This is a genomic window from Frigidibacter sp. MR17.14, assembly GCF_037095735.1.
GTDB lineage: Bacteria > Pseudomonadota > Alphaproteobacteria > Rhodobacterales > Rhodobacteraceae > Frigidibacter.
The window spans coordinates 252,809-276,336 of sequence record NZ_JBAWKD010000004.1; the positions used below are offsets into that span (position 1 = coordinate 252,809).

Annotated in this window: 20 protein-coding genes and 3 tRNA genes; 11 read left to right on the forward strand and 12 right to left on the reverse strand. The window is 69.8% G+C overall.

Going from position 1 to position 23,528, the window contains the following annotated elements:
- Positions 1-3 precede the first annotated feature (3 nt).
- The 6 genes from trpE to fabI all read right to left on the reverse strand — a co-directional run bounded on the left by trpE (position 4) and on the right by fabI (position 6,735).
- Entirely contained in the window at positions 4-1,515 is a 1,512-nt protein-coding gene (trpE, locus tag V8J36_RS13420) for an anthranilate synthase component I (protein ID WP_336467803.1), read from the reverse strand.
- Positions 1,516-1,557: 42 nt separating this feature from the next.
- Entirely contained in the window at positions 1,558-3,423 is a 1,866-nt protein-coding gene (locus tag V8J36_RS13425; RefSeq protein ID WP_336467804.1) for a peptidylprolyl isomerase, read from the reverse strand.
- Between the two features lie 48 nt (positions 3,424-3,471).
- Positions 3,472-4,680 (reverse strand): aminotransferase, encoded by a 1,209-nt coding sequence (locus V8J36_RS13430; protein ID WP_336467805.1) that lies wholly within the window; start codon positions 4,678-4,680, stop codon positions 3,472-3,474.
- 99 nt (positions 4,681-4,779) lie between these two features.
- Positions 4,780-5,280 carry a xanthine phosphoribosyltransferase gene (gene gpt / locus V8J36_RS13435; protein WP_336467806.1) on the reverse strand — a complete coding sequence of 167 codons (501 nt, stop codon included), beginning with the start codon at positions 5,278-5,280 and terminating at the stop codon, positions 4,780-4,782.
- An 11-nt stretch (positions 5,281-5,291) separates the two neighbouring features.
- The gene (locus V8J36_RS13440) at positions 5,292-5,909 is read right to left on the reverse strand and encodes a LysE family translocator (protein WP_336467807.1); all 618 of its coding nucleotides are present in this window, start codon (positions 5,907-5,909) and stop codon (positions 5,292-5,294) included.
- A 1-nt stretch (position 5,910) separates the two neighbouring features.
- On the reverse strand, positions 5,911-6,735 hold the full coding sequence (gene fabI, locus V8J36_RS13445) for an enoyl-ACP reductase FabI (RefSeq protein WP_336467808.1): 825 nt from the start codon (positions 6,733-6,735) through the stop codon (positions 5,911-5,913).
- A 110-nt stretch (positions 6,736-6,845) separates the two neighbouring features.
- On the opposite strand from fabI, the gene pdxH reads away from it, so the two are divergent.
- The 4 genes from pdxH to V8J36_RS13465 all read left to right on the forward strand — a co-directional run bounded on the left by pdxH (position 6,846) and on the right by V8J36_RS13465 (position 8,978).
- Entirely contained in the window at positions 6,846-7,469 is a 624-nt protein-coding gene (gene pdxH / locus V8J36_RS13450; protein WP_336467809.1) for a pyridoxamine 5'-phosphate oxidase, read from the forward strand.
- Positions 7,470-7,755: 286 nt separating this feature from the next.
- The gene (locus tag V8J36_RS13455) at positions 7,756-8,298 is read left to right on the forward strand and encodes a cold-shock protein (protein ID WP_442902492.1); all 543 of its coding nucleotides are present in this window, start codon (positions 7,756-7,758) and stop codon (positions 8,296-8,298) included.
- 26 nt (positions 8,299-8,324) lie between these two features.
- On the forward strand, positions 8,325-8,813 hold the full coding sequence (locus V8J36_RS13460; protein ID WP_336467810.1) for a DUF192 domain-containing protein: 489 nt from the start codon (positions 8,325-8,327) through the stop codon (positions 8,811-8,813).
- Between the two features lie 88 nt (positions 8,814-8,901).
- A tRNA-Pro gene (locus V8J36_RS13465) sits at positions 8,902-8,978 on the forward strand.
- 94 nt (positions 8,979-9,072) lie between these two features.
- On the opposite strand, the gene V8J36_RS13470 is transcribed toward V8J36_RS13465, so the two are convergent.
- Positions 9,073-9,336 carry a hypothetical protein gene (locus V8J36_RS13470; protein WP_336467811.1) on the reverse strand — a complete coding sequence of 88 codons (264 nt, stop codon included), beginning with the start codon at positions 9,334-9,336 and terminating at the stop codon, positions 9,073-9,075.
- 245 nt (positions 9,337-9,581) lie between these two features.
- On the opposite strand from V8J36_RS13470, the gene V8J36_RS13475 reads away from it, so the two are divergent.
- The 3 genes from V8J36_RS13475 (at position 9,582) to V8J36_RS13485 (ending at position 14,273) form a co-directional block, all read left to right on the forward strand.
- On the forward strand, positions 9,582-9,722 hold the full coding sequence (locus V8J36_RS13475) for a hypothetical protein (protein WP_336467812.1): 141 nt from the start codon (positions 9,582-9,584) through the stop codon (positions 9,720-9,722).
- A gap of 74 nt (positions 9,723-9,796) precedes the next feature.
- Positions 9,797-10,084 (forward strand): hypothetical protein, encoded by a 288-nt coding sequence (locus V8J36_RS13480; protein WP_336467813.1) that lies wholly within the window; start codon positions 9,797-9,799, stop codon positions 10,082-10,084.
- A 526-nt stretch (positions 10,085-10,610) separates the two neighbouring features.
- Positions 10,611-14,273, forward strand: coding sequence for a vitamin B12-dependent ribonucleotide reductase (locus V8J36_RS13485; protein ID WP_336467814.1), 3,663 nt, complete (start codon positions 10,611-10,613; stop codon positions 14,271-14,273).
- Positions 14,274-14,452: 179 nt separating this feature from the next.
- On the opposite strand, the gene V8J36_RS13490 is transcribed toward V8J36_RS13485, so the two are convergent.
- On the reverse strand, positions 14,453-16,498 hold the full coding sequence (locus V8J36_RS13490; protein ID WP_336467815.1) for an ASKHA domain-containing protein: 2,046 nt from the start codon (positions 16,496-16,498) through the stop codon (positions 14,453-14,455).
- Positions 16,499-16,729: 231 nt separating this feature from the next.
- On the opposite strand from V8J36_RS13490, the gene V8J36_RS13495 reads away from it, so the two are divergent.
- Positions 16,730-17,074, forward strand: a complete 345-nt coding sequence (locus V8J36_RS13495) for a hypothetical protein (RefSeq protein ID WP_336467816.1) — start codon at positions 16,730-16,732, stop codon at positions 17,072-17,074.
- A 764-nt stretch (positions 17,075-17,838) separates the two neighbouring features.
- Here V8J36_RS13495 and V8J36_RS13500 read toward each other — a convergent pair.
- Complete coding sequence (locus V8J36_RS13500; protein WP_336467817.1) at positions 17,839-18,462, reverse strand: SOS response-associated peptidase; 624 nt, start codon at positions 18,460-18,462, stop codon at positions 17,839-17,841.
- Between the two features lie 139 nt (positions 18,463-18,601).
- Here V8J36_RS13500 and V8J36_RS13505 point away from each other — a divergent pair, with 139 nt between their 5' ends.
- Positions 18,602-19,537, forward strand: coding sequence for a pirin family protein (locus V8J36_RS13505; RefSeq protein ID WP_336467818.1), 936 nt, complete (start codon positions 18,602-18,604; stop codon positions 19,535-19,537).
- A gap of 344 nt (positions 19,538-19,881) precedes the next feature.
- Here V8J36_RS13505 and V8J36_RS13510 read toward each other — a convergent pair whose 3' ends face one another.
- Positions 19,882-21,150, reverse strand: coding sequence for an Hsp70 family protein (locus V8J36_RS13510; RefSeq protein ID WP_336467819.1), 1,269 nt, complete (start codon positions 21,148-21,150; stop codon positions 19,882-19,884).
- 191 nt (positions 21,151-21,341) lie between these two features.
- On the opposite strand from V8J36_RS13510, the gene V8J36_RS13515 reads away from it, so the two are divergent.
- Together V8J36_RS13515 and V8J36_RS13520 are read left to right on the forward strand one after the other, a co-directional pair.
- Positions 21,342-21,418, forward strand: a tRNA-Asp gene (locus V8J36_RS13515).
- A gap of 30 nt (positions 21,419-21,448) precedes the next feature.
- Positions 21,449-21,525 (forward strand) — tRNA-Asp (locus V8J36_RS13520).
- 140 nt (positions 21,526-21,665) lie between these two features.
- On the opposite strand, the gene V8J36_RS13525 is transcribed toward V8J36_RS13520, so the two are convergent.
- Both V8J36_RS13525 and V8J36_RS13530 read right to left on the reverse strand, forming a co-directional pair.
- Positions 21,666-22,106, reverse strand: a complete 441-nt coding sequence (locus V8J36_RS13525) for a GNAT family N-acetyltransferase (RefSeq protein ID WP_336467820.1) — start codon at positions 22,104-22,106, stop codon at positions 21,666-21,668.
- A gap of 4 nt (positions 22,107-22,110) precedes the next feature.
- The gene (locus tag V8J36_RS13530; protein ID WP_336467821.1) at positions 22,111-23,508 is read right to left on the reverse strand and encodes a M20/M25/M40 family metallo-hydrolase; all 1,398 of its coding nucleotides are present in this window, start codon (positions 23,506-23,508) and stop codon (positions 22,111-22,113) included.
- Positions 23,509-23,528: the final 20 nt, after the last annotated feature.

Sequence of the window (23,528 nt, forward strand, 5' to 3'; positions counted from 1 at the left end):
GCTTCAGGAATTCCCGCGGCCGCGGGCGAACAGGCCCGCATCCTCGGCCGCGCGCATCAGGGCGCGGGACTTGTTGACGGTCTCCTGCCATTCCGCCTGCGGATCGCTGTCGAAGACCACGCCGCCGCCGGCCTGTACGTAAAGTTTGCCGTCCTTCACCACCGCGGTGCGCAGGGCGATGCACATGTCCATCTCGCCATTGGCCGCGAAATAGCCGGCACCACCGCCGTAGATGCCGCGCTTCTCGGGCTCCAGCTCGTCGATGATCTCCATCGCCCGCACCTTCGGCGCGCCCGAGACGGTGCCCGCCGGCAGCCCCGCCAGCAGAGCCGAGAGCGCATCCTCGCCCTCGGCGATCTCGCCGATGACATTCGAGACGATGTGCATCACGTGGCTGTAGCGTTCGATGATGAACTTCTCGGTGGGCTTCACCGTGCCGATCTTCGCGACCCGGCCCACGTCGTTGCGGCCGAGATCCAGCAGCATCAGATGCTCGGCCAGTTCCTTCTTGTCCGACAGCAGGTCCTCTTCCAGCGCGCGGTCCTCGTCGGGCGTGGCGCCGCGGGGCCGGGTGCCGGCGATGGGACGGATCGTCACCTCGCCCTCGCGCAGCCGCACGAGGATCTCGGGGCTGGCGCCGACGATCTGGAAGCCGTCCATGTTGAAATAGAACAGGAAGGGCGAGGGGTTGGTGCGCCGCAGGCTGCGGTAGAGCGCGAAGGGCGGCAGCGGGAAGTCCATCGTCCAGCGCTGCGAGGGCACGACCTGGAAGATGTCGCCGGCGCGGATGTAGTCCTTGGCCTTCTCGACCGCCGCAAGATAGTCGGCATGCGCGAAATTCGACACCGGCTCGCCGACGCTCGACAGCTCGCCCAGGCTCCGGCTCTCGCCCGCCTGACGTTCGAGATCGCGCACCGCGTCCATCACCCGCTCGGCCGCCTGCGCATAGGCCGCGCGCGCCGACAGGCCGGAACTGACCCAGGCGGGCGAGACCACCGTCACCTCGCCCTTCACCCCGTCCAGCACCGCCACGACCGAGGGGCGCAGCAGCATCGCGTCGGGCGCGCCGATCGGATCGGGGTTCACGTTCGGCAGCTTCTCGACCAGCCGGATCATGTCATAGCCGAGATAGCCGAAGAGCCCGGCCGCGCTGGGCGGCAGGCCCTCGGGCATCTCGATGTGGCACTCGGCCAGCAGCGCGCGCAGCGAGGCCAGCGGATCCGCGGCCTCGTCGACGAAGGCGGTGGCATCGAAGCGGGCCTGACGGTTCAGCCGGGCGGTCGCGCCCTCGCATTGCCAGATCAGGTCGGGCTTCATCCCGATCATAGAATAGCGCCCGCGCACCTCGCCGCCGGTGACGCTTTCCAGAAGGAAGGACAGCGGCCCCGCCTCGGACAGTTTCAGCATCAGCGAGACCGGCGTGTCCAGATCCGCCGCCAGCCGCGTCCAGACGAGCTGGTTCTTCCCTGCCTCGTAACCGGCCTCGAAATCGGCATAGGAAGGGGTGAGTGCCACGTGCGTCGTCCTTGTCGTGCGCCCTCGGGTCAGGCCCGGGGATCAGTTGAGCTGTGCGTTGACCGCGTTGACCGCGTTCTGGTTGATGCTGACGCCGGCCTCGGTCTCGGCGGCGTTGACGTAGAACTGCAGCACGTCCTGCGCCAGCGACTGGCGCAGCTGCTGCTCGATGGCGGCGCGCGCCTTGCCGGCATCGGCATCGCCCGCCTCGGGCGCCGAGATGCTGTCAAGCCGCAGCGCCAGCGCCGCGCCGGTCTTGGCATCGGCCAGCGCCAGCGTGCCATGCTCGGGCAGGGTGAAGACGCGGGCGACCAGATCCTGCGGCAGGTTCTCGATGAAGCCGTCGCGCTTCATCGGCTCGACCGTCTGCAGCTCGAGCCCGGCAGCCTGCGCGGCGGCGGCGAAATCGGGCGCGGCCAGCAGCGCATCGGCCTTGACCTTCAGCGCCTCGGCGGTGGCGTTCTGGGTCCAGGCGATGGCGACATCGCCGCGCACCTCGTCCAGCGGGCGCACCGCCGGCGGCTTCACCTCAGTCACCTCGATCGCGAAGACGCCGCCATCCGACAGGTCGCGGATCTCGGCGAAATCGCCGGGCTGGGTCTCGAACGCGGCCTTGCGCACCTCGGCATAGGCGGCGAAGCCGGTCGCATCCGCGGCCTCCTGCGTCAGCTCGACGCTGCCCGTCTCCATGCCCTCGGTGTTCGCGGCCAGCTCCTCGACGGTGGCGCCCCCCGCCAGCTCGTCCTCGAGTGCGGCGCGGCGGTCGGCGATCATCCGGCGGGCGCGGTCCATCGCGGCCTCGTCCGACAGCTCGGCCTTGGCCTCTTCGAAGGGGATCTCCTTGGCGTTCAGGATCGCGTTCATCGAGAAGAGCGCGGGGCCCAGATCGCTTTCGAACGGGCCGGCGACGCCGGGGCCGGTCAGCGCGAAGACGCCGGCGCCCGCTGCGCCGAGGTCGTCCTGGCTGACCTCGCCCATGTCGACATCGTCCAGCGTCAGGCCGCGCTCGTTGACATAGGATTCGAAGCTGCGCCGGCCGGCGTCGATCTCGGCCTTGGCGGCGGCGGCATCGGCCTCGGTGTTGAAGACCAGCCGTTCGACCATGCGGCGCTCGGGCTGGCGGAATTCGTCGATGCGGCTTTCATACAGGTCGCGCAGCGCCTGATCGTCCAGCTCGACCTTGCCCAGCATCATCTCGGGCGAGAGCCAGGCGTAGGTCACGCTGCGGGTTTCCGGCGCCGTGAAGTCGGCGGGATGGTCCTTCAGCCAGGCCTCGAGATCGGCGGTGCCGGGGGCGGCCACCGGCGCCTCCAGCGCGCCGGGGCCCAGCGTGACATAGCTGAAGCCGCGCGACTGGCCGGCCCAGTTCGCCAGCAGGTCGAGATAGCCGGCCGGCGCGGCGACGCCGCCGGCGATCGCGCCCTGCAGCACCGAGCGGGCGGCATCGCGGCGCACCTGGTCCTCGAAGATCCGCGGCGACAGGCCCTGCCGGCGCAGCGCCTCGGTGTAGAGGTCGCGGTCGAATTGGCCGTTCACGCCCTTGAAGGCATCGGCGGCGGTGATCTGGCCGCGCACCTGCTCGTCCCCGGCCGACACGCCGATCTCCTGCGCGCGGTCGTCCAGCGCGGCCATCGCCACCAGCCGGCCCAGAACGCTGCGGTCGAGCCCCATCTGCTGGGCCTGCGCCATGTTGACCTGCTGGCCGACTTGGGCCGAGAAGGCCTGCAGCTCGCCCTGCAGCGCGCGGCCATAGTCGCGCACGCCGATCTCCTGGCTGCCGACCTTGGCCACCTGCTGCGACGAGCCGCCGAAATTCGTCACGCCGAAGCCGGCGAGACCCACCAGCAGCAGCAGCACCAGCGCCGCGAACACCGTCTTCGATTTCTTGCCGCGCAAGCTGGTCGCCATGGGCCGCCTCCGTCCCGTGTTGTTCCGATCCCTCGGGTTCGCGGTTGTTTAGGCGCTCGCCCCCGCCGGGGCAAGCGCCGCCAGCCGCGCGAACAGCTCCGTGATGGCCGGGACGTCGATATTGGCGAAGGCGATGCGCAGCTGGCGCTGCCCGGCCGGATCGCCTTCGGGCATGAACATCGTGCCGGGCAGGGTCAGGATCCCGGCCTCCTGCACCAGCGCCCGGGCGAATTCGGGCGAGGGGCGCGGATCGGGATGCTCGACATAGGCGAAATAGGCGCCGCAGCCCAGCAGGCGCCAGCCCGGCAGCCCGGCGAAGCCCGCCCGCATCGCGTCGCGCCGGGCAAGGATCTCGGCCCGCTCGCCCGCCACCCACGGGCCAAGGTTCCGCATCCCCCAGAGCGCGGCATACTGTCCGATCTGGCTCGGGCAGATCGCCACGGTGTCGAGGAACTTTTCGACCTCGGCCAGACGCGCGACGCTGGCCGTGATCGCGCCCACGCGGTGCCCGGTCAGCCGGTAGGCTTTCGAGAAGCTGTAAAGCTGGATCAGCGTGTCGTCCCAGCGCGCGTCGGCGAACAGGTCATGCGGCGCGCCCTCGCGCCCGTCGAAGTCGCGATAGGTCTCGTCGACGATCAGCGCGAGGCCCGCCTCGCGCGCAAGATCGCGGAAGGCGGCGAGCGTTTCTGCCGGATATTCGACCCCGCCCGGGTTGTTCGGGCTGACCAGCACGATCGCCCGGGTCCGTGGCCCGATCAGCGCCCGCGCGGCTTCGGCCTCCGGGATCAGGCTGTCGCCGGTCGCCAGCGGCACGGCGCGCACGCCCTGCATGTCGAGCCACATCTTGTGGTTGAAATACCAGGGTGTCGGCAGGATCACCTCGTCGCCGGCGCCGGCCAGCGTCGACATCACCGCGCAGAAGGCCTGGTTGCAGCCCTGGGTGATCGCGACCTGCGCCGGCTCGATCCGCCCGCCATAGGCCGCGGACCACTGCGCGGCCACCTCCGCGCGCAGCGCCCCCATGCCCAGCACCGGGCCATAGAGATGCATCTCCGGCCGCTCGATCACCGACTCGGCGATGGCGCGGCGCAGCGCTTCGGGCGGCGGATCGACCGGCGCGGCCTGGCTCACGTTCAGCAGCGGCCGCTCGGGCGGGAACACCACCCCCTCGATCCAGCGCCGGGCCTCGGGCACCGGCGGCGCGAAGGTCGCGGCCATCGCCGGATTGAGGGGGGCAGGATTGGGCGGCAGGGCCATCGGACACTCCCGGGGCCGCGGCCCCTCATTCGGCTTGGTGAAAATACTCCGGGGGGAGCGCCCGGCACGGGCGCCGGGGGGCAGCGCCCCCCGCCTTGGTCACTCCTTCCCGCGGTAGGGCTGCACGTATTGCAGCGCCATGTCCCAGGGGAAGAAGATCCAGGTGTCCTGGCTGACCTCGGTCACATAGGTGTCGACGACCGGCCGGCCCTTGGGCTTGGCATAGACCGTGGCGAAATGCGCCTTGGGATAGAGCTTGCGCACCAGCTCCAGCGTCTTGCCGGTGTCGACGAGGTCGTCGATCACCAGGATGCCGGTGCCGTCGCCCATCAGCTCTTCCTGCGGCGATTTCGTCACCACCGCCTCGCGCTGGGCCTGGTTGTCGTAGCTCTTGACCGAGATCGTGTCGACGACCCGGATGTCCAGCTCGCGGCTCAGCACCATCGCCGGCACCAGCCCGCCGCGGGTGATCGCGACGATCGCGCGCCAGCCGCCCTCGGGGGCCATGCCGTCCAGCCGCCAGGCCAGCGCCCGCGCATCGCGGTGCAGCTGGTCCCAGCTCACATGGAAGCCCTTCTCGTGGGGAAGACGGTCGTTCATCGGGTTCTCCCTCAGCTCAGCGCCAGTTTCAGCCCCAGCGCGGCCAAGAGCCCGCCGAAGCAACGGTCGATCACGGTCTTCAGCCCCAGGTAGCCGGCCCGCACGCGGGGCGCGGCGAAGACCCGGGCCACCAGGGCGTTCCAGAGAAACTCGTTGAGGAAGACCGCGCAAAGAATTGCGGCATATGCAGAAAGTCCGGCATGGGCCGGCACGAGGCTGGCGAAGACCGCGCCGAAGAACACCGCCGGTTTCGGGTTGGCCAGCTGCGTCGTCACCCCGCGCCGCAGCGTGGCCAGCGCGCCGCGGCGCCGCTCGGTCCCGGCGCTCTCGACCGGCAGCGGGTCGCGCGCCCCGCGCCACATCGCCACCGCCAGCCACAGCAGATAGGCCGCGCCCGCCAGCCGCAGCGCCAGCATCAGCCCCGGCGCCACCTCGAACACCAGTTTCAGCCCGAACATCGCCGCCGCCGCCCAGCAGCAGGCGCCGATCGCCAGTCCCGCGGCCATGGCCAGCCCGCGCGCGGCGCCCTGCAGCATCCCGGTCCGCGCGGCCATCAGGACCGCCGGGCCGGGAGAGATCGCGGCCAGCAGATGCACGAACCAGATCGTGGCAAAGGCCGCGAGCGTCATGTCAGTGGTCCTTGCGGCCCGTCACGACGTCGATGTCCGGCGCATCCACCGCCTTCATGCCGACGGCGTGATAGCCCGCGTCGACGTGATGCGTCTCGCCGGTCACGCCCGAGCCCAGATCCGACAGCAGGTACAGCGCCGACTTGCCGACCTCGTCCTGCGTGACATTGCGCCGCAGCGGCGAGTTCAGCTCGTTCCACTTCAGGATATAGCGGAAGTCGCCGATGCCCGAGGCCGCCAGCGTCTTGATCGGCCCGGCCGAGATCGCGTTGACGCGGATCCCGTCCTTGCCCAGGTCCTCGGCCAGGTATTTCACGCTCGCCTCGAGCGCGGCCTTTGCCACGCCCATGACGTTGTAATGCGGCATGACCTTCTCGGCGCCGTAGTAGGTCAGCGTCAGGCAGGCGCCGCCCGGGTTCATCATCGCCGAGGCGTAGCGGCACACCGAGGTGAAGGAATAGACCGAGATGTCCATGGTCATGCGGAAGTTCTCGGCCGAGGTGTCGACATAGCGGCCGCGCAGCTCGTTCTTGTCCGAGAAGCCGATCGCATGGACGACGAAGTCCATCGAGCCCCAGGCCGCCTTCAGCGCGCCGAAGCAGGCCTCCATCGAGGCCGCGTCGCCCACGTCGCATTCGTGGATCTGGGTGCAGTTGATCTGCGCCGCCAGCGGTTCGACCCGCTTCTTCAGCGCTTCGCCCTGATAGGAGAGCGCGATTTCGGCCCCCTGGTCGGCGAGGGCCTTTGCGATCCCCCAGGCGATGGATTTATCGTTTGCGAGGCCCATGATGAGACCGCGCTTGCCCGCCATGAGGCCGTTTGACATTTCGCTGGCTCCGCGCATCTTGCGTCAAGTGCCCGACCATTAGGCGATGATCGGTCCTGCATCAAGGGCAGGGGGGCAATGCCGGCGCGGCACCATCGAAGGAACCGGACATGACCAGCGACAGAGACGGCATCTTTGCCGGCGAAAATCCTTTCCAGATCGCGCGCGACTGGCTTGCCACCGCCGAGGGCAGCGAACCGAACGATCCCAACGCCATCGCGCTGGCCACGGTCGACCCCGAGGGCCTGCCCAATGTTCGCATGGTGCTTCTGAAAGAGATCGAAATCGCGGGAATCGGCGGTGGAGGTTTCGTGTTTTACACGAACTATGGTAGCAAGAAGGCGGAGGAGATCGCGTCAGCCGGCAAGGCGGCCTTCGTGCTGCACTGGAAGTCGCTTCGGCGGCAGATCCGGGTCCGGGGCCTGACAGAAAAAGAGGAGGGAAAGACCGCCGATGACTATTATGCGTCCCGCTCGCTGAAATCCCGTCTCGGGGCATGGGCATCCCAGCAAAGCCAGCCGCTCGACAGCCGAGCGACCCTGATGGCAGAGGTCGCGAAAGTCACCCTGCGGCAGGGGCCGAACCCGGCCCGCCCGCCGTTCTGGGGCGGCCTGCGCATCCGCCCGGTCGAGATCGAGTTCTGGGCCGACGGCGCCTTCCGCCTGCACGACCGCTTCCGCTGGCGCCGCGAGACGTTGGAGGCGCCCTGGCGGGTGCAGCGTCTCAATCCCTGACCCGGGCCCTGATCCGGCCCCCGACCCGGCCCCAGTCCCGGCCCGCGACCCGGACCTTCGCCCTGCGCGGCACCCGGCGCCTTACCTTGCGGGAGGCGCCCAAACACCCCGTGGATCGTTGCGAATTATTGCAAAATGCGAGCGGGCAATCGGCGCTTTCGGCGGTTTTTCACGCTTCGCGAATGGTATTGGCCCTTGTTTCTGGCGATGGGCCTTGCAACCCGGCAAAGAGGTGTGACAAGTCGATCCGTGTCGAGCACAACAAAATCAGAAACACCGAAACAAGATGCAGATGATGACCGAACAGGCGCAGATCGACGGGCGGGTGAAATGGTTCGACCCTGCCAAGGGCTTCGGATTCATCCTGTCTGATGCCGGCGGTCCGGACATCCTGCTGCATGCCAACGTCCTGCGGAACTTCGGGCAAAGCTCGGTGGCCGACGGGGCGCGGATTTCGGTGCGCGTCCAGCAGACCCAGCGCGGCGCCCAGGCGACCGAGGTGCTGGCGATCGAGCCGCCCGAGGGCGAGGAACTCACCCAGATCGAGGATGTCGACGACGGCAATGCCGAAGAGATCGCCGGCCTGCCGATGCTGGCGGCGCGGGTGAAGTGGTTCGACAAGGGCAAGGGCTTCGGCTTCGCCAACATCTGGGGCCGGCCCGAGGATGTCTTCATCCATGCCGAGATCCTGCGCCGCGCCGGTTTCGCCGATCTCGGCCCGGGCGAGGCGATCGCGATCCGGGTGATCGACGGCAAGCGCGGCAAGATGGCCGCGCAGATCCTGTCTTGGGAAAGCGCCATGCGCACCCCCGGAGCCGACGAGGCGTGAGCATGGCGGGCCGGAGGACGGGCCCGATGGCAGGGCTGCGGCGGACGCTTGGCGCGCTCGCGCTCATCGCACCGGCTCTCGCCGCGCTGGCCGGTCCGGTGCGCGCCGCCTGCACCCCCGATACCGTCAGCCTGCGCTGGCCCGGCGGCGGCGCCCGCTTCTCGGTCGAGATCGCGGACACGGCCGAGGAACGCGCCCGCGGCCTGATGCACCGCGAGAGGCTGGCCCGCAGCGCCGGCATGCTCTTCATCTACGATCACCCGCAGCCAGCTGCGTTCTGGATGCGCAACACGCTGATCCCGCTCGACATCCTGTTCTTCGACCAGCAGGGACGCCTGACCGTGACCCGCGCCGACGCGGTCCCGGGCGACGAGACGCCGCTGCTGGGCGGCGACTCGGTGTTCATGGTGCTCGAGATCAACGGCGGCCTCGCCGCGCGCATCGGCATCCCGGAGGGGGCCGAGTTGCAGCACCCGGGCCTCGACCCGGCGCAGGCCGCCTGGCCCTGCGACTGACCGGCTGCGGCACGGGCGGCAGCGTCAGGCACGGGCCCGCCCGAAGGGGCTTTCCGTCCCCCGCCGGACCGGCTAAAGCGGGGGCAGTCGGGGCGTGGCGCAGTCTGGTAGCGCGACGGTTTTGGGTACCGTAGGCCGTAGGTTCGAATCCTATCGCCCCGACCACTTCATCCGGAAGGTTTAGCCAGACCATGGCCTTGCGCGGCCCCACAGCGGGCTGGCCGCAGGCCGCCCGATGCTGTCCCGCGCGGCGCGGGGATCAGCCGGCGTTCAGAACGGTGTCGAGGTCGAAGTAGCGGCCGGCGATCTCGGCGCGCTGGCAGACCATCGGCTTCGGCGCGGTGGACTGCATCGGCAGGCTGGTCACCGGCGTGTCGAGCCCCGAGGCCACCAGCATCCGGTCGATCGTCGAATAGACCGAGGCCCCCCAGAGGCCGCCCGCGCAGGCCAGCGCCAGCAGCGGCAGGGCGGGCCTGGCGATACCGTCGGGAACGAGCGAGCCGAGGGACAGGGACATGGTCACCGGCCACCCTTGGTGGCTGCGGGGCACGGCCGCTTGGCGGCTCGGACGGGGGCAATGCGATTCTGCATCTGGGACCTCTCTCAGTCTTCGCCTATCAGGCCGATGCGACCGCGCGGTGTCTGGAATATGGCGAAAATGTGGGCGGGGGCGAGAGTTGCCACGCGGATGACTTTCGTATCCCCTTGTGTCCGCCGAAGCGCCGTGCAACCTGAGCGGGATTGCTACCGTTGACGAGAGACCAGTACATGTCCGACCATCCCGTGCGACCGCAGGCAGAGCTTCCGCTGCCCGCCTCCCCGGCCACCCAGCGGCGCATCCTCGGGCTGTTCCTGATCGCGGTCTTCGTGATGACCGGGGCGGCGACGGCGCTGGTCGCGCTGTTCTAGCGGCGGCCCGCCGCAGCCTCTTTTCCCACGTGCAAATCGCCGCTAACCTGCCCCCGGGGGCAGGGAGCATCTGCATGGAGCTGGACACCAGCGCCGAACTGCTCGTCTGCGATGTGCATTACGAGGACCAGCTGTACGCTGCGATCGCCGACTGGGCGCGGGCCCCGGCCGATCTTCTGCATGCCGATCTTCTCCACACCACCGGACGGTCCACCTGCCGCATCCACAGGCTCGAGTCCCGTGGCCTGACCTGGTCGGCGATCGACCTGCGACTCGTGCCGCCGTCGCTCTGCCATGTCTGCGGCACCCGCCATCCGCCGCCCGAGGCACCGCCGCTGGGGCCGGACGACTTCCTTCCCTGATCCCCGGGCGATTCTCGCCACCGGTTCCCACAAGATGATGTGGCAGTGCAGCAATCGGCCCACCAGCCGATGCGGTGCCCGGGTTTTGGGCAGGATCGGCGCCGGCCATGGCAAACCGGCCACAGCCGGGCTTTTCCCCAGCCTGCCTGTGGACAAGCGGGGACAAGTCGCGGGCGGCGCGCGGCAAGGCCCATGAACGCAGGAGATTTTTTTCCACAGGTCGTTACGCGCAGCCGTGGGAGGAATCGTGGCGGCTGCCGACCGGCCCGGCTTGCGGAATCGGCAAGCGGATTATTTGGACAGGCCGCCGAGAATAAGCGTTGACCATCGCAGGGCTTGCCCGCAAGTTGTGGGCATAGCGGAACCGCACACCATATTTAGTGGCCGCGATCAGCCAGAACCTCAAGGGTCGAGCGACCCGTGCCCCGGCGCTGCCACGCCGGGGACGGGCGCGGCTGTGTCCTGTGCGGCGCCATGGAACAGGCGGGGCGGCAAGCCCCCGGGGACAGGACAGACGGGACAGGTCATGAAGATCGAGCGCAGATTCACCGAAGCCGGACGCGACGCCTACGCAGCCCTTGCCTTCACCACCACCACCTCGGAAATCCGCAACCCCGACGGCAAGATCGTCTTCCGCAACGAGGCGGTCGAGGTGCCCGAGGGCTGGAGCCAGGTCGCCGCCGACGTTCTGGCGCAGAAATACTTCCGCAAGGCCGGCGTGCCCGCCCGCCTGAAGAAGGTGCGCGAGAAGGGCGTGCCCGAGTTCCTCTGGCGCTCGGTCCCCGACGAGGACCAGCTGGCGAAGCTGCCCGAGGGCGAGCGCTTCACCGGCGAGACGTCGGGCAAGCAGGTCTTCGACCGCCTCGCCGGGGCCTGGGCCTACTGGGGCTGGAAGGGCGGCTACTTCACGACCGAGGCCGACGCCTCCGCCTATTTCGACGAGATGCGCTTCATGCTGGCCGCGCAGATGGCCGCGCCGAACAGCCCGCAGTGGTTCAACACCGGCCTGCACTGGGCCTACGGCGTCGATGGCCCGGCGCAGGGTCACTATTACGTCGACTTCAAGACCGGCAAGCTGGTGAAGTCCGACTCGGCCTATGAACACCCGCAGCCCCACGCCTGCTTCATCCAGTCCGTCTCTGACGATCTGGTGAACGAGGGCGGGATCATGGATCTCTGGGTCCGCGAGGCGCGGCTCTTCAAATACGGCTCGGGCACCGGCACCAACTTCTCGAGCCTGCGCGGCGAGGGCGAGAAATTGTCGGGCGGCGGCAAGTCCTCGGGCCTGATGGGCTTCCTGAAGATCGGCGACCGCGCGGCGGGCGCGATCAAGTCGGGCGGCACCACGCGCCGCGCCGCGAAGATGGTGATCTGCGACATGGATCACCCCGATATCGAACAGTTCATCAACTGGAAGGTCATCGAAGAGCAGAAGGTGGCCTCGCTGGTCGCCGGCTCGAAGATGCACGAGCGCCAGCTGAACGAGATCTTCGCGGCGATCCGCGCCTGGGACGGGTCCTCGGAAGATGCCGTCGATCCGGCGAAGAACGACGGGCTGAAGAAGGCGATCCGCGCCGCGAAGAAGGTCTCGATCCCGGAAACCTACATCAACCGGGTTCTGCAATACGCGGGCCAAGGCTTTGGCTCGATTGAGTTTCCGACCTACGACACCGACTGGGATTCCGAAGCCTATATCTCGGTCTCGGGCCAGAACTCGAACAACTCGGTCCGCGTCACCGATGCCTTCCTGAAAGCGGTCCGCGACGACGCGCCCTGGGAGCTGGTGCGCCGCACCGACGGCAAGGTCGCCAAGACCGTGAAGGCGCGCGAGCTCTGGAACCAGATCGGCCATGCCGCCTGGGCCTGCGCCGATCCGGGCATCCAGTATCACGACACGGTCAACGCCTGGCACACCTGCCCGGAAGACGGCGAGATCCGCGGATCGAACCCGTGCTCGGAATACATGTTCCTCGATGACACGGCCTGCAACCTGGCCTCGATGAACCTTCTGCAATTCTACAAGGACGCGAAGTTCGACGCGCAAGCCTATGTTCATGCGTCGAAACTTTGGACCGTGACGCTTGAGATCTCGGTGACGATGGCGCAGTTCCCGTCGAAAGAGATCGCGCAGCGCTCCTACGACTACCGCACCCTCGGCCTCGGCTATGCCAACATCGGCGGCCTCTTGATGAACATGGGTCTGGGCTACGACTCGGACGAGGGTCGCGCGCTCTGCGGGGCGCTGACCGCGATCATGACCGGCGTGGCCTATGCGACCTCGGCCGAGATGGCGGGCGAGCTGGGCGCCTTCCCGGGCTATGCCCGCAACCGCGAGCATATGCTGCGGGTGATCCGCAACCACCGTGCGGCCGCCTATGGCTCGGGCAAATACGAGGCGCTGAACGTCGCCCCGGTCGCGCTCGATCACGCGAACTGCCCGGACCAATCGCTTGTCGCCCTTGCGAAATCCGCCTGGGACGAGGCGCTGTCGCTGGGTGAGAAGCACGGCTTCCGCAACGCGCAGGCCACCGTCATCGCGCCGACCGGCACCATCGGTCTGGTGATGGATTGCGACACCACCGGCATCGAGCCCGACTTCGCGCTGGTGAAGTTCAAGAAGCTGGCCGGCGGCGGCTATTTCAAGATCATCAACCGCTCGGTCCCGGGCGCGCTGGAAACGCTCGGCTACGGCTCGGCGCAGATCGAAGAGATCATCGCCTATGCGGTCGGCCATGCCAGCCTTGGCAACTGCCCGGGCATCAACCACACCGCGCTGATCGGCCATGGCTTCGGCGCCCGCGAGCTCGAGAAGATCGAGGCCGCGCTGCCCACCGCCTTCGACATCCGCTTCGTGTTCAACCAATGGACGCTGGGTGAAAGCTTCTGCCGCGAAACCCTTGGCATCCCTGCTGAAAAGCTGAACGACCCCAGCTTCGACATGCTGCGCCACCTCGGCTTCTCGAAGGCCCAGATCGACGCCGCCAACGACCATGTCTGCGGGACGATGACGCTGGAGGGCGCACCGTTCCTGAAGGACGAGCATCTGCCGGTCTTCGACTGCGCCAATGCCTGCGGCAAGAAGGGCAAGCGTTATCTCTCGGTCAGCAGCCACATCCACATGATGGCCGCGGCGCAAAGCTTCATCTCGGGCGCGATCTCGAAAACCATCAACATGCCGAACTCGGCCAGCATCGCCGAGGCGCTCGACGCCTACGAGCTGAGCCACAGCCTGGCGCTGAAGGCCAACGCGCTCTATCGCGACGGCTCGAAGCTGAGCCAGCCGCTGGCCTCGGCGTTGGTCGAGGATGACGAGGAGGCCGAAGAGATCCTCGCCACCGGCACGCCGATGGAGAAGGCGCAGGTCATCGCCGAGAAGATCGTCGAGAAGGTGATCGTCAAGGAGATCGTCCGTACCCACCGCGAGAAGCTGCCCGAGCGCCGCAAGGGCTATACCCAGAAGGCGGTGGTCGGCGGCCACAAGGTCTATCTGCGCACCGGCGAATACAAGGACGGGTCGCTGGGCGAGATCTTCATCGACATGCACAAGGAAGGCGCCGGCTTCCGCGCGATGATGAACAACTTCGCAATCGCGGTGAGCGTCGGCCTGCAATACGGTGTTCCCCTTGAAGAATTCGTCGACGCCTTCACCTTCACCAAATTCGAGCCCGCGGGCATGGTGCAGGGCAACGACTCGATCAAGTCGGCGACTTCGATCCTTGACTACGTATTCCGGGAACTGGCGGTCAGCTATCTCGACCGCACCGATCTTGCGCATGTCGCCCCGAAGGGCGCGAGCTTCGACGACATCGGCACCGGCTCGCATGACGTCACCGGCCCGAATGTCGCCCCGGTCAGCGAAAGCGCCGCGTCGAAATCGCTCGAGGTGCTGAAGCAGATCTCGTCCACGGGCTATCTGCGCAAGCGCCTGCCGCAGGAACTGGTGGTGCTGCAGGGCGGTGCCGCGACCGCGCTGATGGGCGATCTGGACACGGTGACCGCGCTGAACCGGCTGGTGCCGGAAACCTCGACCTCGCTCGCGAGCGGCGTGGTGTCGATGGATGCGCGCACCAAGGCCAAGATGCAGGGCTACGAGGGCGAGGCCTGCGGCGAATGTGGCAACTACACGCTGGTGCGCAACGGCACCTGCATGAAATGCAACACCTGCGGCGGTACCTCGGGCTGCAGCTGACGCTGCAGCAACCGCGCATGGAAAGGCCCGGCGTCACCGCCGGGCCTTTTCGTTTCGAAGGCCGGGGGAGCCGCGGCTCCCCCGGACCCCCTGCGCCCAAGCGATGACCTTCGAGCGGCGCCTGGCCGGTTGACAGGGCCCGGCAGGGCCGCCGGCCTGCGGTGGCTGCTGTGCGCGGGTCAGCCCCGCCGCCGCCGTCGGCCACCCTCAGCCGAGCCGGCGGGGTTGTAGCTGACCTGCGGCAGCGTCACCTCGGTCGCGAGGTTCGGGAAGGCGTCGGTCGCATGCGGCAGCGCCGAGGCGTTCACGAAATGCTCCTGGAAGCGCGGCTGGGTCGCGGTCTCGATCTTCTCGATCCGGCGCACGCCGGCCTCGATCCGGGCGCGGGCGCCACGGTTCACCAGCGCGATCCGCGCGCCCGTCCCGGCGGCATTGCCGGTCGAGGCGACACGGGCCAGCGGCACATCCGGGATCATCCCCAGCACCATCGCGTGTTTCGGGCTGATATGGGCGCCGAAGGCCCCGGCCAGCACCACGCGGTCGACGTGATCGACGCCGCGCGCGTCCATCAGAAGTCGTGCGCCCGCGTAAAGCGCGGATTTCGCAAGCTGGATCGCCCGCACGTCGCCCTGCGTCACCGTGATCCGGGGCCCGCCCTCGGGCGTGCCGTCATGCAGCAGGTAGCTGTGGGTGCGGCCCTGCGGTTCCGAACGCTCGGTCCCGGTCTGCTCGGCCGAGCCGATCAGGCCAGAGGCGTCCATCAGCCCCGCGATCCGCATCTCGGCCAGCGCCTCGATGATGCCCGAGCCGCAGATGCCGGTGACGCCGGTGGCCTTGACCGCCGCGGCGAAGCCCGGGTCGTCGGACCAGAGGTCCGAGCCGATGACCCGGAAGCGCGGCTCCTTGGTGACCGGGTCGATCTCGACCCGCTCGATCGCGCCGGGGGCGGCGCGCTGGCCGCTGGAGATCTGGGCGCCTTCGAAGGCGGGGCCGGTGGGCGAGGAACAGGCCAGCACCCCCTGCCGGTCGCCCAGCAGGATCTCGGCATTGGTGCCGACATCGACGATCAGCACGAGGTCGTCCGATGTCTCGGGCGATTCGCTGAGCGCCACGGCCGCCGCGTCGGCGCCGACATGGCCCGCGATCAGCGGCAGGGTGTAGAGCCGCGCGGCCGGGTTGAAGCCCGCGATGCCAAGTTCTGCCAGCCCGAGGTCGAGCGCCGCGTCCGAGGCCAGCGCAAAGGGCGCCTGACCCAGTTCGACCGGATCGATCCCGAGGAACAGGTGGTGCATCACCGGGTTGCAGACCACCACCGCCTCGACGATCTCGCGCGCGTCGATGCCGGCCTCGGCCGCGAGCGAGCGGGCGAGGTCACCGATGGCCGCGCGCACGGCGGCGGTCATCTCTGCCGCGCCGCCCGGCGTCATCATCGAGTAGCTGACCCGGCTCATCAGGTCTTCGCCGAAGCGGATCTGCGGGTTCATCACGCCGGCCGAGGCGATGACATGGCCGTCGGAAAGGTCGGTCAGATGCGCGGCGATGGTGGTCGAGCCGAGGTCGAAGGCGATGCCCTTCAGGGCCTCGGTCCTGAGCCCCGGCCAGAGGTCGATCACCCGCGAGCGGCCCGCGCCGTCGGTATGGACGGCGGCGGTGACCGCCCAGCCGGCCTTGCGCAGCGCGGGCTGCAGGCTGGCGAGCCCCGCGAGCGTCGGCGCTTCGGTCACCGGGTGGCCGGCGGTGGCCAGCGCGGCGGTCAGCCGCTGCCAGTCGCCCGAGGGATCGTCCATGTCGGGTTCCTGCACCTCGACATAGGCAAGGCGGGTGGCGGGATCCATCGCGATCGGGCGGGCGTCGGCCGACTTGCGGATCACCTGCCGGTGCAGCTGGCTTTCGGGCGGCACGTCGATCAGCGTGTCGGCCTCGATGCAGGCCTGGCAGCCAAGGCGGCGGCCGGGGGCGAGGCCGCGCTTTTCGGCATAGCGCGCCTCGACCGCGTTCCAGGGCGACAGCGCGCCCTCGGTCGCGGTGATGCCGTGCTTGGCGAACTGGCCGACCTGCGGCGCGACCTGGCATTTCGAGCAGATGCCGCGCCCGCCGCAGACCGAGTCGAGATCGACCCCCAGCGCGCGCGCCGCGGCCAGCACCGTGGTGCCGCGCGCGACGCGGCCGCGCTTGCCGGAGGGGGTGAAGATCACCAGCGGATCGGGGGAGGATGCATCGGGCATGGGCGGACTCCTTCGCGGCCAGCCAAGCAGCGGCCCCCGGGGCGGGCTTGTCCGAATCCGCCCTGCCGTCGCGCGCCCGCGTCATCGGGGGCGATGGGGGCGTCACCGCGGTGCTTGCGGGCCGGGCGGGGGCAGGGCAATCTCGCGCGCGGGGAGTGGGCGATGCGCCCGACGGCCGGCGGGCCGGGGCGGATCGTGACGGACGGCGCGGGATCTTGAGGGATCGGACGCATGAGGACTGGACGGCTCGTCAGGCGGCATCTGGCCGCGATACTCGATCATTGCCGGCGGGTGGATCCGGGCGACCTTGCCCGGTTGCAGGAACCGCGGTGGTCGAAGCTGACCTTCGACGTGAATTTCCCGGTGCTGGCGCCGGTCGCGGGCCTGCCGCAGGCGCTGGCGCGGCGCTACTGGCCCGAGGTGCACGAGCTGCAGGGGCGGCGCCTGCGGGTGCTGGGCCAGTGGTACGACCCGCCCACCAGCCGCAGCCTGATGCTGGTCGAGGACTGGCTGGCGCTGCGCGGGCTGCTCGGGGCGGGCGACCTGCCGGCGCGGTTGCCCGAGCCGGGGCGGTAGCGTCGTCGGCGCCCGGGTGCCGCCTGCGGGCGGCTCGGGGGTGCGGGGCCGATTTCGGCGTCCTGCGGAGGATCGCGTCTCGTTGTCGGTCCGACGGGCTTGTCGCGACCTTGGATGTGGTACGTCCCGAAGCAGGACCGCGCCCGCCGGTGGCGACGCGACCGGACGGGGCCGGCGACCACCTCGGCGAGAGGATCTGTCCGGGCCGGTAGCACCGGCGAGGCACGCGGAGCCGCCGGACCAACAGAATGGGTCCAAGCGGCGTGTCACTGCGCGAGGGTCTCGACCGGCAACGTCGGGCCCTTCCGGGCGGCAGGGTCGGCCGAGGCGGCAGGACTCATCGTTGCGGCAGGGCGCTCCGGGGGCCGGGGGCGGCCGGCAGGACAGTGCCCAAACTATCGAGAGGGCGCGCGCTGGGTGGCCGAGGCTGGCGGTGCGAAGGTGGCGACAGGGCGCGCCGGGTCGGCTGGGAGGATTGCGGCTGCCGCGGCGCCGGGGGCGGGGTCATCGCGGTGAGAGGGCGCGACAGGGCGCACTGGGTGACCGCGTGGGCGGGGATGACAGGGAGGACCGCGGCGAGAGCACTCGCCGGGGCGGGAACGCACGGTCGGGGACGACGGGCCGCGCGCGGGCGACCGGATCAGCCGTGGCGACACCTCTCCGCACCCGTCGATCCGAGGGCGGTCCGCGGCGCGCCCAAGGCTCTGCCGCGTCGGCAGGCGGGGATGGTCCGGGCGGCGACGGCGCCTGTCGTGCCGGGGGCGTCAGGCCTCGATCGGTTCGATCAGCTCGGGCCCGTCGTCGCGGATCCCGAAGCGGGCGACCGGGTGGTGGCGCAGCCGCGCGCCCGCGCCGAGGTCAGGCCCCTCGCGGCCCGAGAGCCAGTCCTCGCGTTCGTCCGGCGACAGGATCACCGGCATCCGGCTGTGCACCGCCGCGACCTCGGGCGTGGCGGCGCGGGTCAGGATCGTGCAGGTCATCAGGTCCTGCCACAGCGAGCAGAGCCCGGCGAAATACAGCGTCTCGGCATTGCCGGCGGGCAGGATGACATGCGGCTGCTTGGCCCCCGCCGTGCCGGTCCATTCGTAATAGCCCCCCGCCGGGATCAGGCAGCGGCCGTATTTCCACGCCCCCTTGAACGAGGGCTTGGTGGCCGCGTCCTCGATGCGCGCGTTGAAGGTGGTGGCCTTCCACTCGGCCAGCGTGCCGCGGTGCCACGAGGGGACCAGCCACCAGCGCGCCATCCGCGCCTGCTCGGGCCGGCGGCCGAGGATCAGCACCTCTTCCGTCGGCTTGATGTTGAAGCGCCGGGCGAAGGGGTCGATCTTCAGCTCTGACAGCTCGGTCTCGCCGCCGCGCAGGTTGGGGTCGATGAAGCGTCCGCACATGGGGATCTCCCTTTCCGGGCGGCACTGTCGCGCGAAGGGCGAAAGGGGGCAAGGCGGCCCGCACAGGCCCGGTGCGCGCCTGCGGCTGGATCGCGGCGGCCGGGCAGGGCAGGATCGGGGCCGGACCAAGGAGGATGCCATGAGCTGGAACCCCGCGCTGGACCCGATGCTGCCCGACCCGACCGCGGTCGACGCGATCGAGACGGTGATCGTGCCCCGCGCCCGCGACATCGGCGGCTTCGAGGTGCGCCGCGCGCTGCCCGCGCCGCGGCGGCAGATGGTCGGGCCCTTCATCTTCTTCGACCAGATGGGCCCGGCCGAGTTCCTGACCGGGCAGGGCATCGACGTGCGCCCGCATCCGCATATCGGGCTGGCGACGGTGACCTACCTGATGTCGGGCCGGCTGCATCACCGCGATTCGATCGGCACCGACCAGTGGATCGAGCCGGGGGCGGTGAACTGGATGCTGGCCGGCGACGGCATCACCCATTCCGAGCGGACCGATGGCACGGCCCGCGCGCAGCCGCAGACGATGTTCGGCATCCAGACCTGGTTCGCGCTGCCCGAGCGGCACGAGGATGACGCGGCGAGCTTCGCCCATGTCGGGGCCGGTGACCTGCCGGTGCTCGAGGCCGAGGGCAAGCGGCTGCGGCTGATCCTGGGCTCTGGCTGGGGGGCGCGCGCGCCGCTGTCGCTGCCGTCCGAGACCTTCTATGCCGATGCGGTGCTGGATCCCTTCGCGGCGATCCCGATGCCCGACGATCACGAGGACCGCGGCGCCTATGTGCTGGACGGCGCGGTCGAGATCGCGGGGCAGGTGTTCGAGGCCGGGCGGATGATGGTGTTCCGCCCCGGCGACCGGGTGTCGATGAAGGCGGGGCCGTTCGGGGCGCGGGTGATGCTTCTGGGCGGCGAGACGCTGAACGGCCCGCGCTACATCTGGTGGAACTTCGTCGCCTCGTCGCGCGAGCGGATCGAGGCCGCGAAGGAGGACTGGCGCTCGGGCCGGTTCCAGGGCCGGTTCCGGCTGCCGCCGGGCGATGACGCGGAATTCGTGCCCGCGCCCGACAGGTAGGCCTCGGGCCGGGGGCGGAGTCGGGGGCAGGGGGAGGTCCGTCGCGTCTTCAGGACGCGGCCGCAAGCGGCGGTCCGGGCGCGGGACCGGCCCGGAGCCGTTGCCGAATGTCCGTGGCGAGAGGGCCCGGTCGGTGGCACGACAGGGGGCCACTGGCGGCACCGATCCCACGATGACCTGCCGCCAGCCGGCGGCTTCGGCCGGGAGCGCGAGGGAAGGACCGGTAGCGGATCGCAGGGCGTTGCGTTGACCGGGCCGCGCGTTCGGTCGGCGCCTTTGCCGGTGACGGGCTGCCGCGCTGCATCCGCCAGAGCCCGACAGGTGATCGGCGGCCGCCCGGGGCGTCAGCCGTAGCGGCGCGCGGCCTCGATCGCGAGGCCGGTGCCGACCGAGCCCAGCATGTCGCCGGTCGCGAGCCGCGTGTCGGGCAGGGCGCTGCCCACCGCGCGGGCGAGCGCCGGCAGCTGCGCCGCGCCGCCGGTCAGGAACACCGTGTCGATCGCCCCCGCCTGCAGCCCGGCCTGCGCCAGCACCGTGCCGATACGTTCGGAGATCCGGGCCAGCGGGGCTTCCAGCGCCGCTTCCAGCCGCGGGCGCGTCACCACCGGATTCGGCCCGCCGGTCAGCGCGTGCAGCTCGAGCCGGGTCGCCTCGTCGGCGGTCAGCCGGATCTTCGCGGCCTCGGTCGCCATCGCCAGCGCGTGGCCGGCGCGGGTCTCGATCACCCTGAGCAGCCGCGCCACCTTCTCGGGCGCGTCCGCTTCCTTCAGCAGCGCCTTGATGTCGGTCTCGTTGCGCTGGGAATAGGCCATGTTGATCCGCACCCAGGTCGCGAGATCGACATAGTAGTGCCGCGGCATCCGGCCGCGACCGCCGCCGGTGGTGCTGTCCATGCCCAGTTCGGGCATCACCTCGGCCATCGAGAACTGGCGGTCGAAATCGGTGCCGCCGACGCGGATGCCGTCATTGCCGAGGATGTCCGCCGCCCGGTCCGCCGCCCGCGCGCGCTCGGGCGAGAGCCGGATCAGCGAGAAGTCCGAGGTGCCGCCGCCGATGTCGACGATCAGCACCAGCTCCTCGCGCGCGAGCGTCGCCTCGTAGCTCAGCGCCGCGGCGAGGGGTTCGAACTGGAACGAGACCTCGTCGAAGCCCTGATCCTTGGCGATCCGGGCCAGCGCGGCCTCGGCGGCGGCGTCGCCCTCGGGGTCGTCATCGACGAAATGCACGGGCCGGCCCAGCACGGCGCGGGTCAGGCGCTGGCCGGCCTCGGCATCGAGGCGGGCGCGCAGGTGGCCGAAGAATCGCGAGATCACCTCGGCGAAGGGCACGGCGCGGCGGCCGATGCGGGTGGATTCGCGGATGAGCCCGGTGCCCAGCGTCGACTTGAGCGAGCGCATCAGCCGCCCGTCCTCGCCCGAGACATAGGCGGCGACCGCGGCCCGCCCGAACAGCGGCGGGCCGCCCTCTTCGTCCCAGAACAGCGCCGAGGGCAGGGTGGGCTGGTCGCCTTCCAGCGCGATCAGGCGCGCGCGGCCCTGTTCGACAAGGCCGACGGTGGAATTCGAGGTGCCGAAGTCGATACCGCAGGCAGAGGAAAGGGCGGGCTGGGACATGGGAACGCTCCGGTCTGGGCGCGGGAAGGCGGCGGGAGGAAGGCGCGGTGGGTAGCCCGGCGGGGCGGCGGTGTAAAGGGCGCAGGGGGTCGTAACGGCAACCTGCCGAAACCCGCACAGAGGTGCTTGACGCCATCCGCGGCAGACCCTAAGAACCCCCCACGTTCGGACGGCGATCCGGGCGGCTGCAAGCGGTTGTAGCTCAGTTGGTTAGAGTACCGGCCTGTCACGCCGGGGGTCGCGGGTTCGAGCCCCGTCAACCGCGCCAGCCTCCAGGATCGCCATCGAACGGTGAATTGCGGTTGTAGCTCAGTTGGTTAGAGTACCGGCCTGTCACGCCGGGGGTCGCGGGTTCGAGCCCCGTCAACCGCGCCATTCACCCTACCTGCCAACGGCCGGTCCCTCGCGGGTCCGGCCGTTTGCCGTTTGCGCGCCCTCTGGACCGTGCCCCAAAGCCGGGGGGGGCGCGGGGGGCCGCGTCGGCCCCCCGACCCTGTTTTTCGGCGCGCCGCCGCTCACAGGTCGAAGCGATACCGCAGATGCCCGTCGGGCCGCGCATAGGTCTCGTAAAGCCGTCGCGCCGTGGCGTTGCCCTCGTCCGCCATCCAGTAGAGCCGCGTGCAGTCGAGCCCGCGGCCCCGGCGGGCGACGGTGTTGATCAGCGCCCGCCCGAGGCCCTGGCCGCGGGCCGCGGCATCGACATAGAGGTCTTCCAGGTAGATGTCGTCACCCGCCACCCAGGTCGAGGGATGCACGACATAGGTGGCGAAGCCCGACAGGCTGCCATCGGTGGCTTCGGCCAGGATCAGCCCCAGCGGCACCTTCGGGTCCAGTGCCCGAGCCCAGGTGGATGCGGTCACACCGGGCGCAAGGGTCTTGCCGTAGAAGCTCAGATACGCCTCCCACAGCCGTTCCCATTCCGCGCGGTCCTCGGGGCCGGCGTCTCGCAGCACCATCGGCTCAGCCCGCGATCCGCGCGAGGATCCGCGCCCAAGAGCGGATGCCCTTGTGGAAGCAGCGCAGGTCGTATTTCTCGTTCGGGCTGTGGATCTGGTCGTCGTCGCGGCCGAAGCCCACCAGCATCGCGTCGGTGTCGAGCACGGTCTTGAAATGCCCCGCGATCGGGATCGAGCCGCCGCAGCCGACAAAGGCCGCCGGAACGCCCCATTCCTCTGACAATGCCGCGCGGGCCGCCTCGAAGGCCGGGTCGTCGATCTCCATCTCCGATGCCGGCGCGCCGGCCTTGCCCTTGAACGCGACCTCGCAATCGGCGGGGATCTGCGCGGTGACCCAAGCCCGGAACGCGGCCTGCACCTTGTCGGGGTCCATGCCCGGCACCAGGCGGAAGGTCAGCTTGGCATGGGCCTGCGAGGGGATCACCGTCTTCGAGCCCGCGCCCTGATAGCCGCCCCAGATCCCGTTGATCTCGGCCGTCGGCCGCGACCAGAGCATTTCCAGCGGCGTGCGGTCCTGCTCGCCGGCCGGGACCGAGAGGCCCACGTCGTCGAGGAAGGCCGCGTGGTCGAAGCCGAGGCCCTGCCACTGGGCGCGCATCGCCTCGGGCAGCTCGCGCACGTCGTCGTAGAAGCCGGGGATGGTGATGTGGCCCTCGTCGTCGAACATCTGCCCGAGGATCTTCGTCAGCACCCGGATCGGGTTCATGGCGAGCCCGCCGTACATGCCCGAATGCAGGTCCTTCGAGGGTGCGGTGATCGTCACCTCGTCCCCTGCAAGGCCGCGCAGCATGGTCACGATCGCGGGCTTTTCCGCGAAAAGCCCGGTGTCGCAGATCAGCGCGAGGTCGGATTTCAGTTCTGCCGCGTTTTCGCGCATGAACGGCACCAGCGAGGGCGAGCCCGATTCCTCTTCGCCTTCCAGGAAGATCGTCAGGTTGCCGGGCAGCCGGCCATGCACCGCCTTCCAGGCGCGGCAGGCCTCGAGGAAGGTCATCAACTGGCCCTTGTCGTCAGAGGCGCCGCGGGCGCGGATCACCGGGCCGGCCGGGGTCTCTTCCACGACCGGATCGAAGGGATCGCGCGACCACAGCTCCAGCGGGTCGACCGGCTGCACGTCGTAATGGCCGTAGAACAGGATGTGGCGGCCCGGGCCCTCGGCGCGGCCCATGACCATCGGCTGGCCCGGCGTCGGGCGGACCGAGGCGTCGAAGCCGATCGCGGCCAGATCGTCGCGCAGCCAGTCGGCGGCGCGGGCAGAGTCGGCGTGATAGGCCGGGTCGGTCGAGATCGAGGGAATGCGCAGCAGTTCCATCAGCCGCTGCACCGCCTCTGGCAGATCCGCGTCGATCCGGTCGAGCACCTTCGCCAGGCCCTCGTCCTGCGCTTCAACATCCCGCGCCATCGCGCCTCTCCTTCTTCCTG

What these genes read in the sequence shown, in the direction of transcription:
- V8J36_RS13475 (WP_336467812.1), top strand. Translation starts at nt 9,582, where the DNA reads ATGTCCGACCATCCCGTGCGACCGCAGGCAGAGCTTCCGCTGCCCGCC.
- V8J36_RS13530 (WP_336467821.1), bottom strand. Translation starts at nt 23,508, where the DNA reads ATGGCGCGGGATGTTGAAGCGCAGGACGAGGGCCTGGCGAAGGTGCTC.
- fabI (WP_336467808.1), bottom strand. Translation starts at nt 6,735, where the DNA reads ATGTCAAACGGCCTCATGGCGGGCAAGCGCGGTCTCATCATGGGCCTC.
- V8J36_RS13440 (WP_336467807.1), bottom strand. Translation starts at nt 5,909, where the DNA reads ATGACGCTCGCGGCCTTTGCCACGATCTGGTTCGTGCATCTGCTGGCC.
- pdxH (WP_336467809.1), top strand. Translation starts at nt 6,846, where the DNA reads ATGACCAGCGACAGAGACGGCATCTTTGCCGGCGAAAATCCTTTCCAG.
- V8J36_RS13510 (WP_336467819.1), bottom strand. Translation starts at nt 21,150, where the DNA reads ATGTCCCAGCCCGCCCTTTCCTCTGCCTGCGGTATCGACTTCGGCACC.
- V8J36_RS13425 (WP_336467804.1), bottom strand. Translation starts at nt 3,423, where the DNA reads ATGGCGACCAGCTTGCGCGGCAAGAAATCGAAGACGGTGTTCGCGGCG.
- V8J36_RS13505 (WP_336467818.1), top strand. Translation starts at nt 18,602, where the DNA reads ATGAGCTGGAACCCCGCGCTGGACCCGATGCTGCCCGACCCGACCGCG.
- V8J36_RS13490 (WP_336467815.1), bottom strand. Translation starts at nt 16,498, where the DNA reads ATGCCCGATGCATCCTCCCCCGATCCGCTGGTGATCTTCACCCCCTCC.
- V8J36_RS13485 (WP_336467814.1), top strand. Translation starts at nt 10,611, where the DNA reads ATGAAGATCGAGCGCAGATTCACCGAAGCCGGACGCGACGCCTACGCA.
- gpt (WP_336467806.1), bottom strand. Translation starts at nt 5,280, where the DNA reads ATGAACGACCGTCTTCCCCACGAGAAGGGCTTCCATGTGAGCTGGGAC.
- V8J36_RS13495 (WP_336467816.1), top strand. Translation starts at nt 16,730, where the DNA reads ATGAGGACTGGACGGCTCGTCAGGCGGCATCTGGCCGCGATACTCGAT.
- V8J36_RS13525 (WP_336467820.1), bottom strand. Translation starts at nt 22,106, where the DNA reads ATGGTGCTGCGAGACGCCGGCCCCGAGGACCGCGCGGAATGGGAACGG.
- V8J36_RS13480 (WP_336467813.1), top strand. Translation starts at nt 9,797, where the DNA reads ATGGAGCTGGACACCAGCGCCGAACTGCTCGTCTGCGATGTGCATTAC.
- V8J36_RS13455 (WP_442902492.1), top strand. Translation starts at nt 7,756, where the DNA reads ATGCAGATGATGACCGAACAGGCGCAGATCGACGGGCGGGTGAAATGG.
- V8J36_RS13430 (WP_336467805.1), bottom strand. Translation starts at nt 4,680, where the DNA reads ATGGCCCTGCCGCCCAATCCTGCCCCCCTCAATCCGGCGATGGCCGCG.
- V8J36_RS13500 (WP_336467817.1), bottom strand. Translation starts at nt 18,462, where the DNA reads ATGTGCGGACGCTTCATCGACCCCAACCTGCGCGGCGGCGAGACCGAG.
- V8J36_RS13460 (WP_336467810.1), top strand. Translation starts at nt 8,325, where the DNA reads ATGGCAGGGCTGCGGCGGACGCTTGGCGCGCTCGCGCTCATCGCACCG.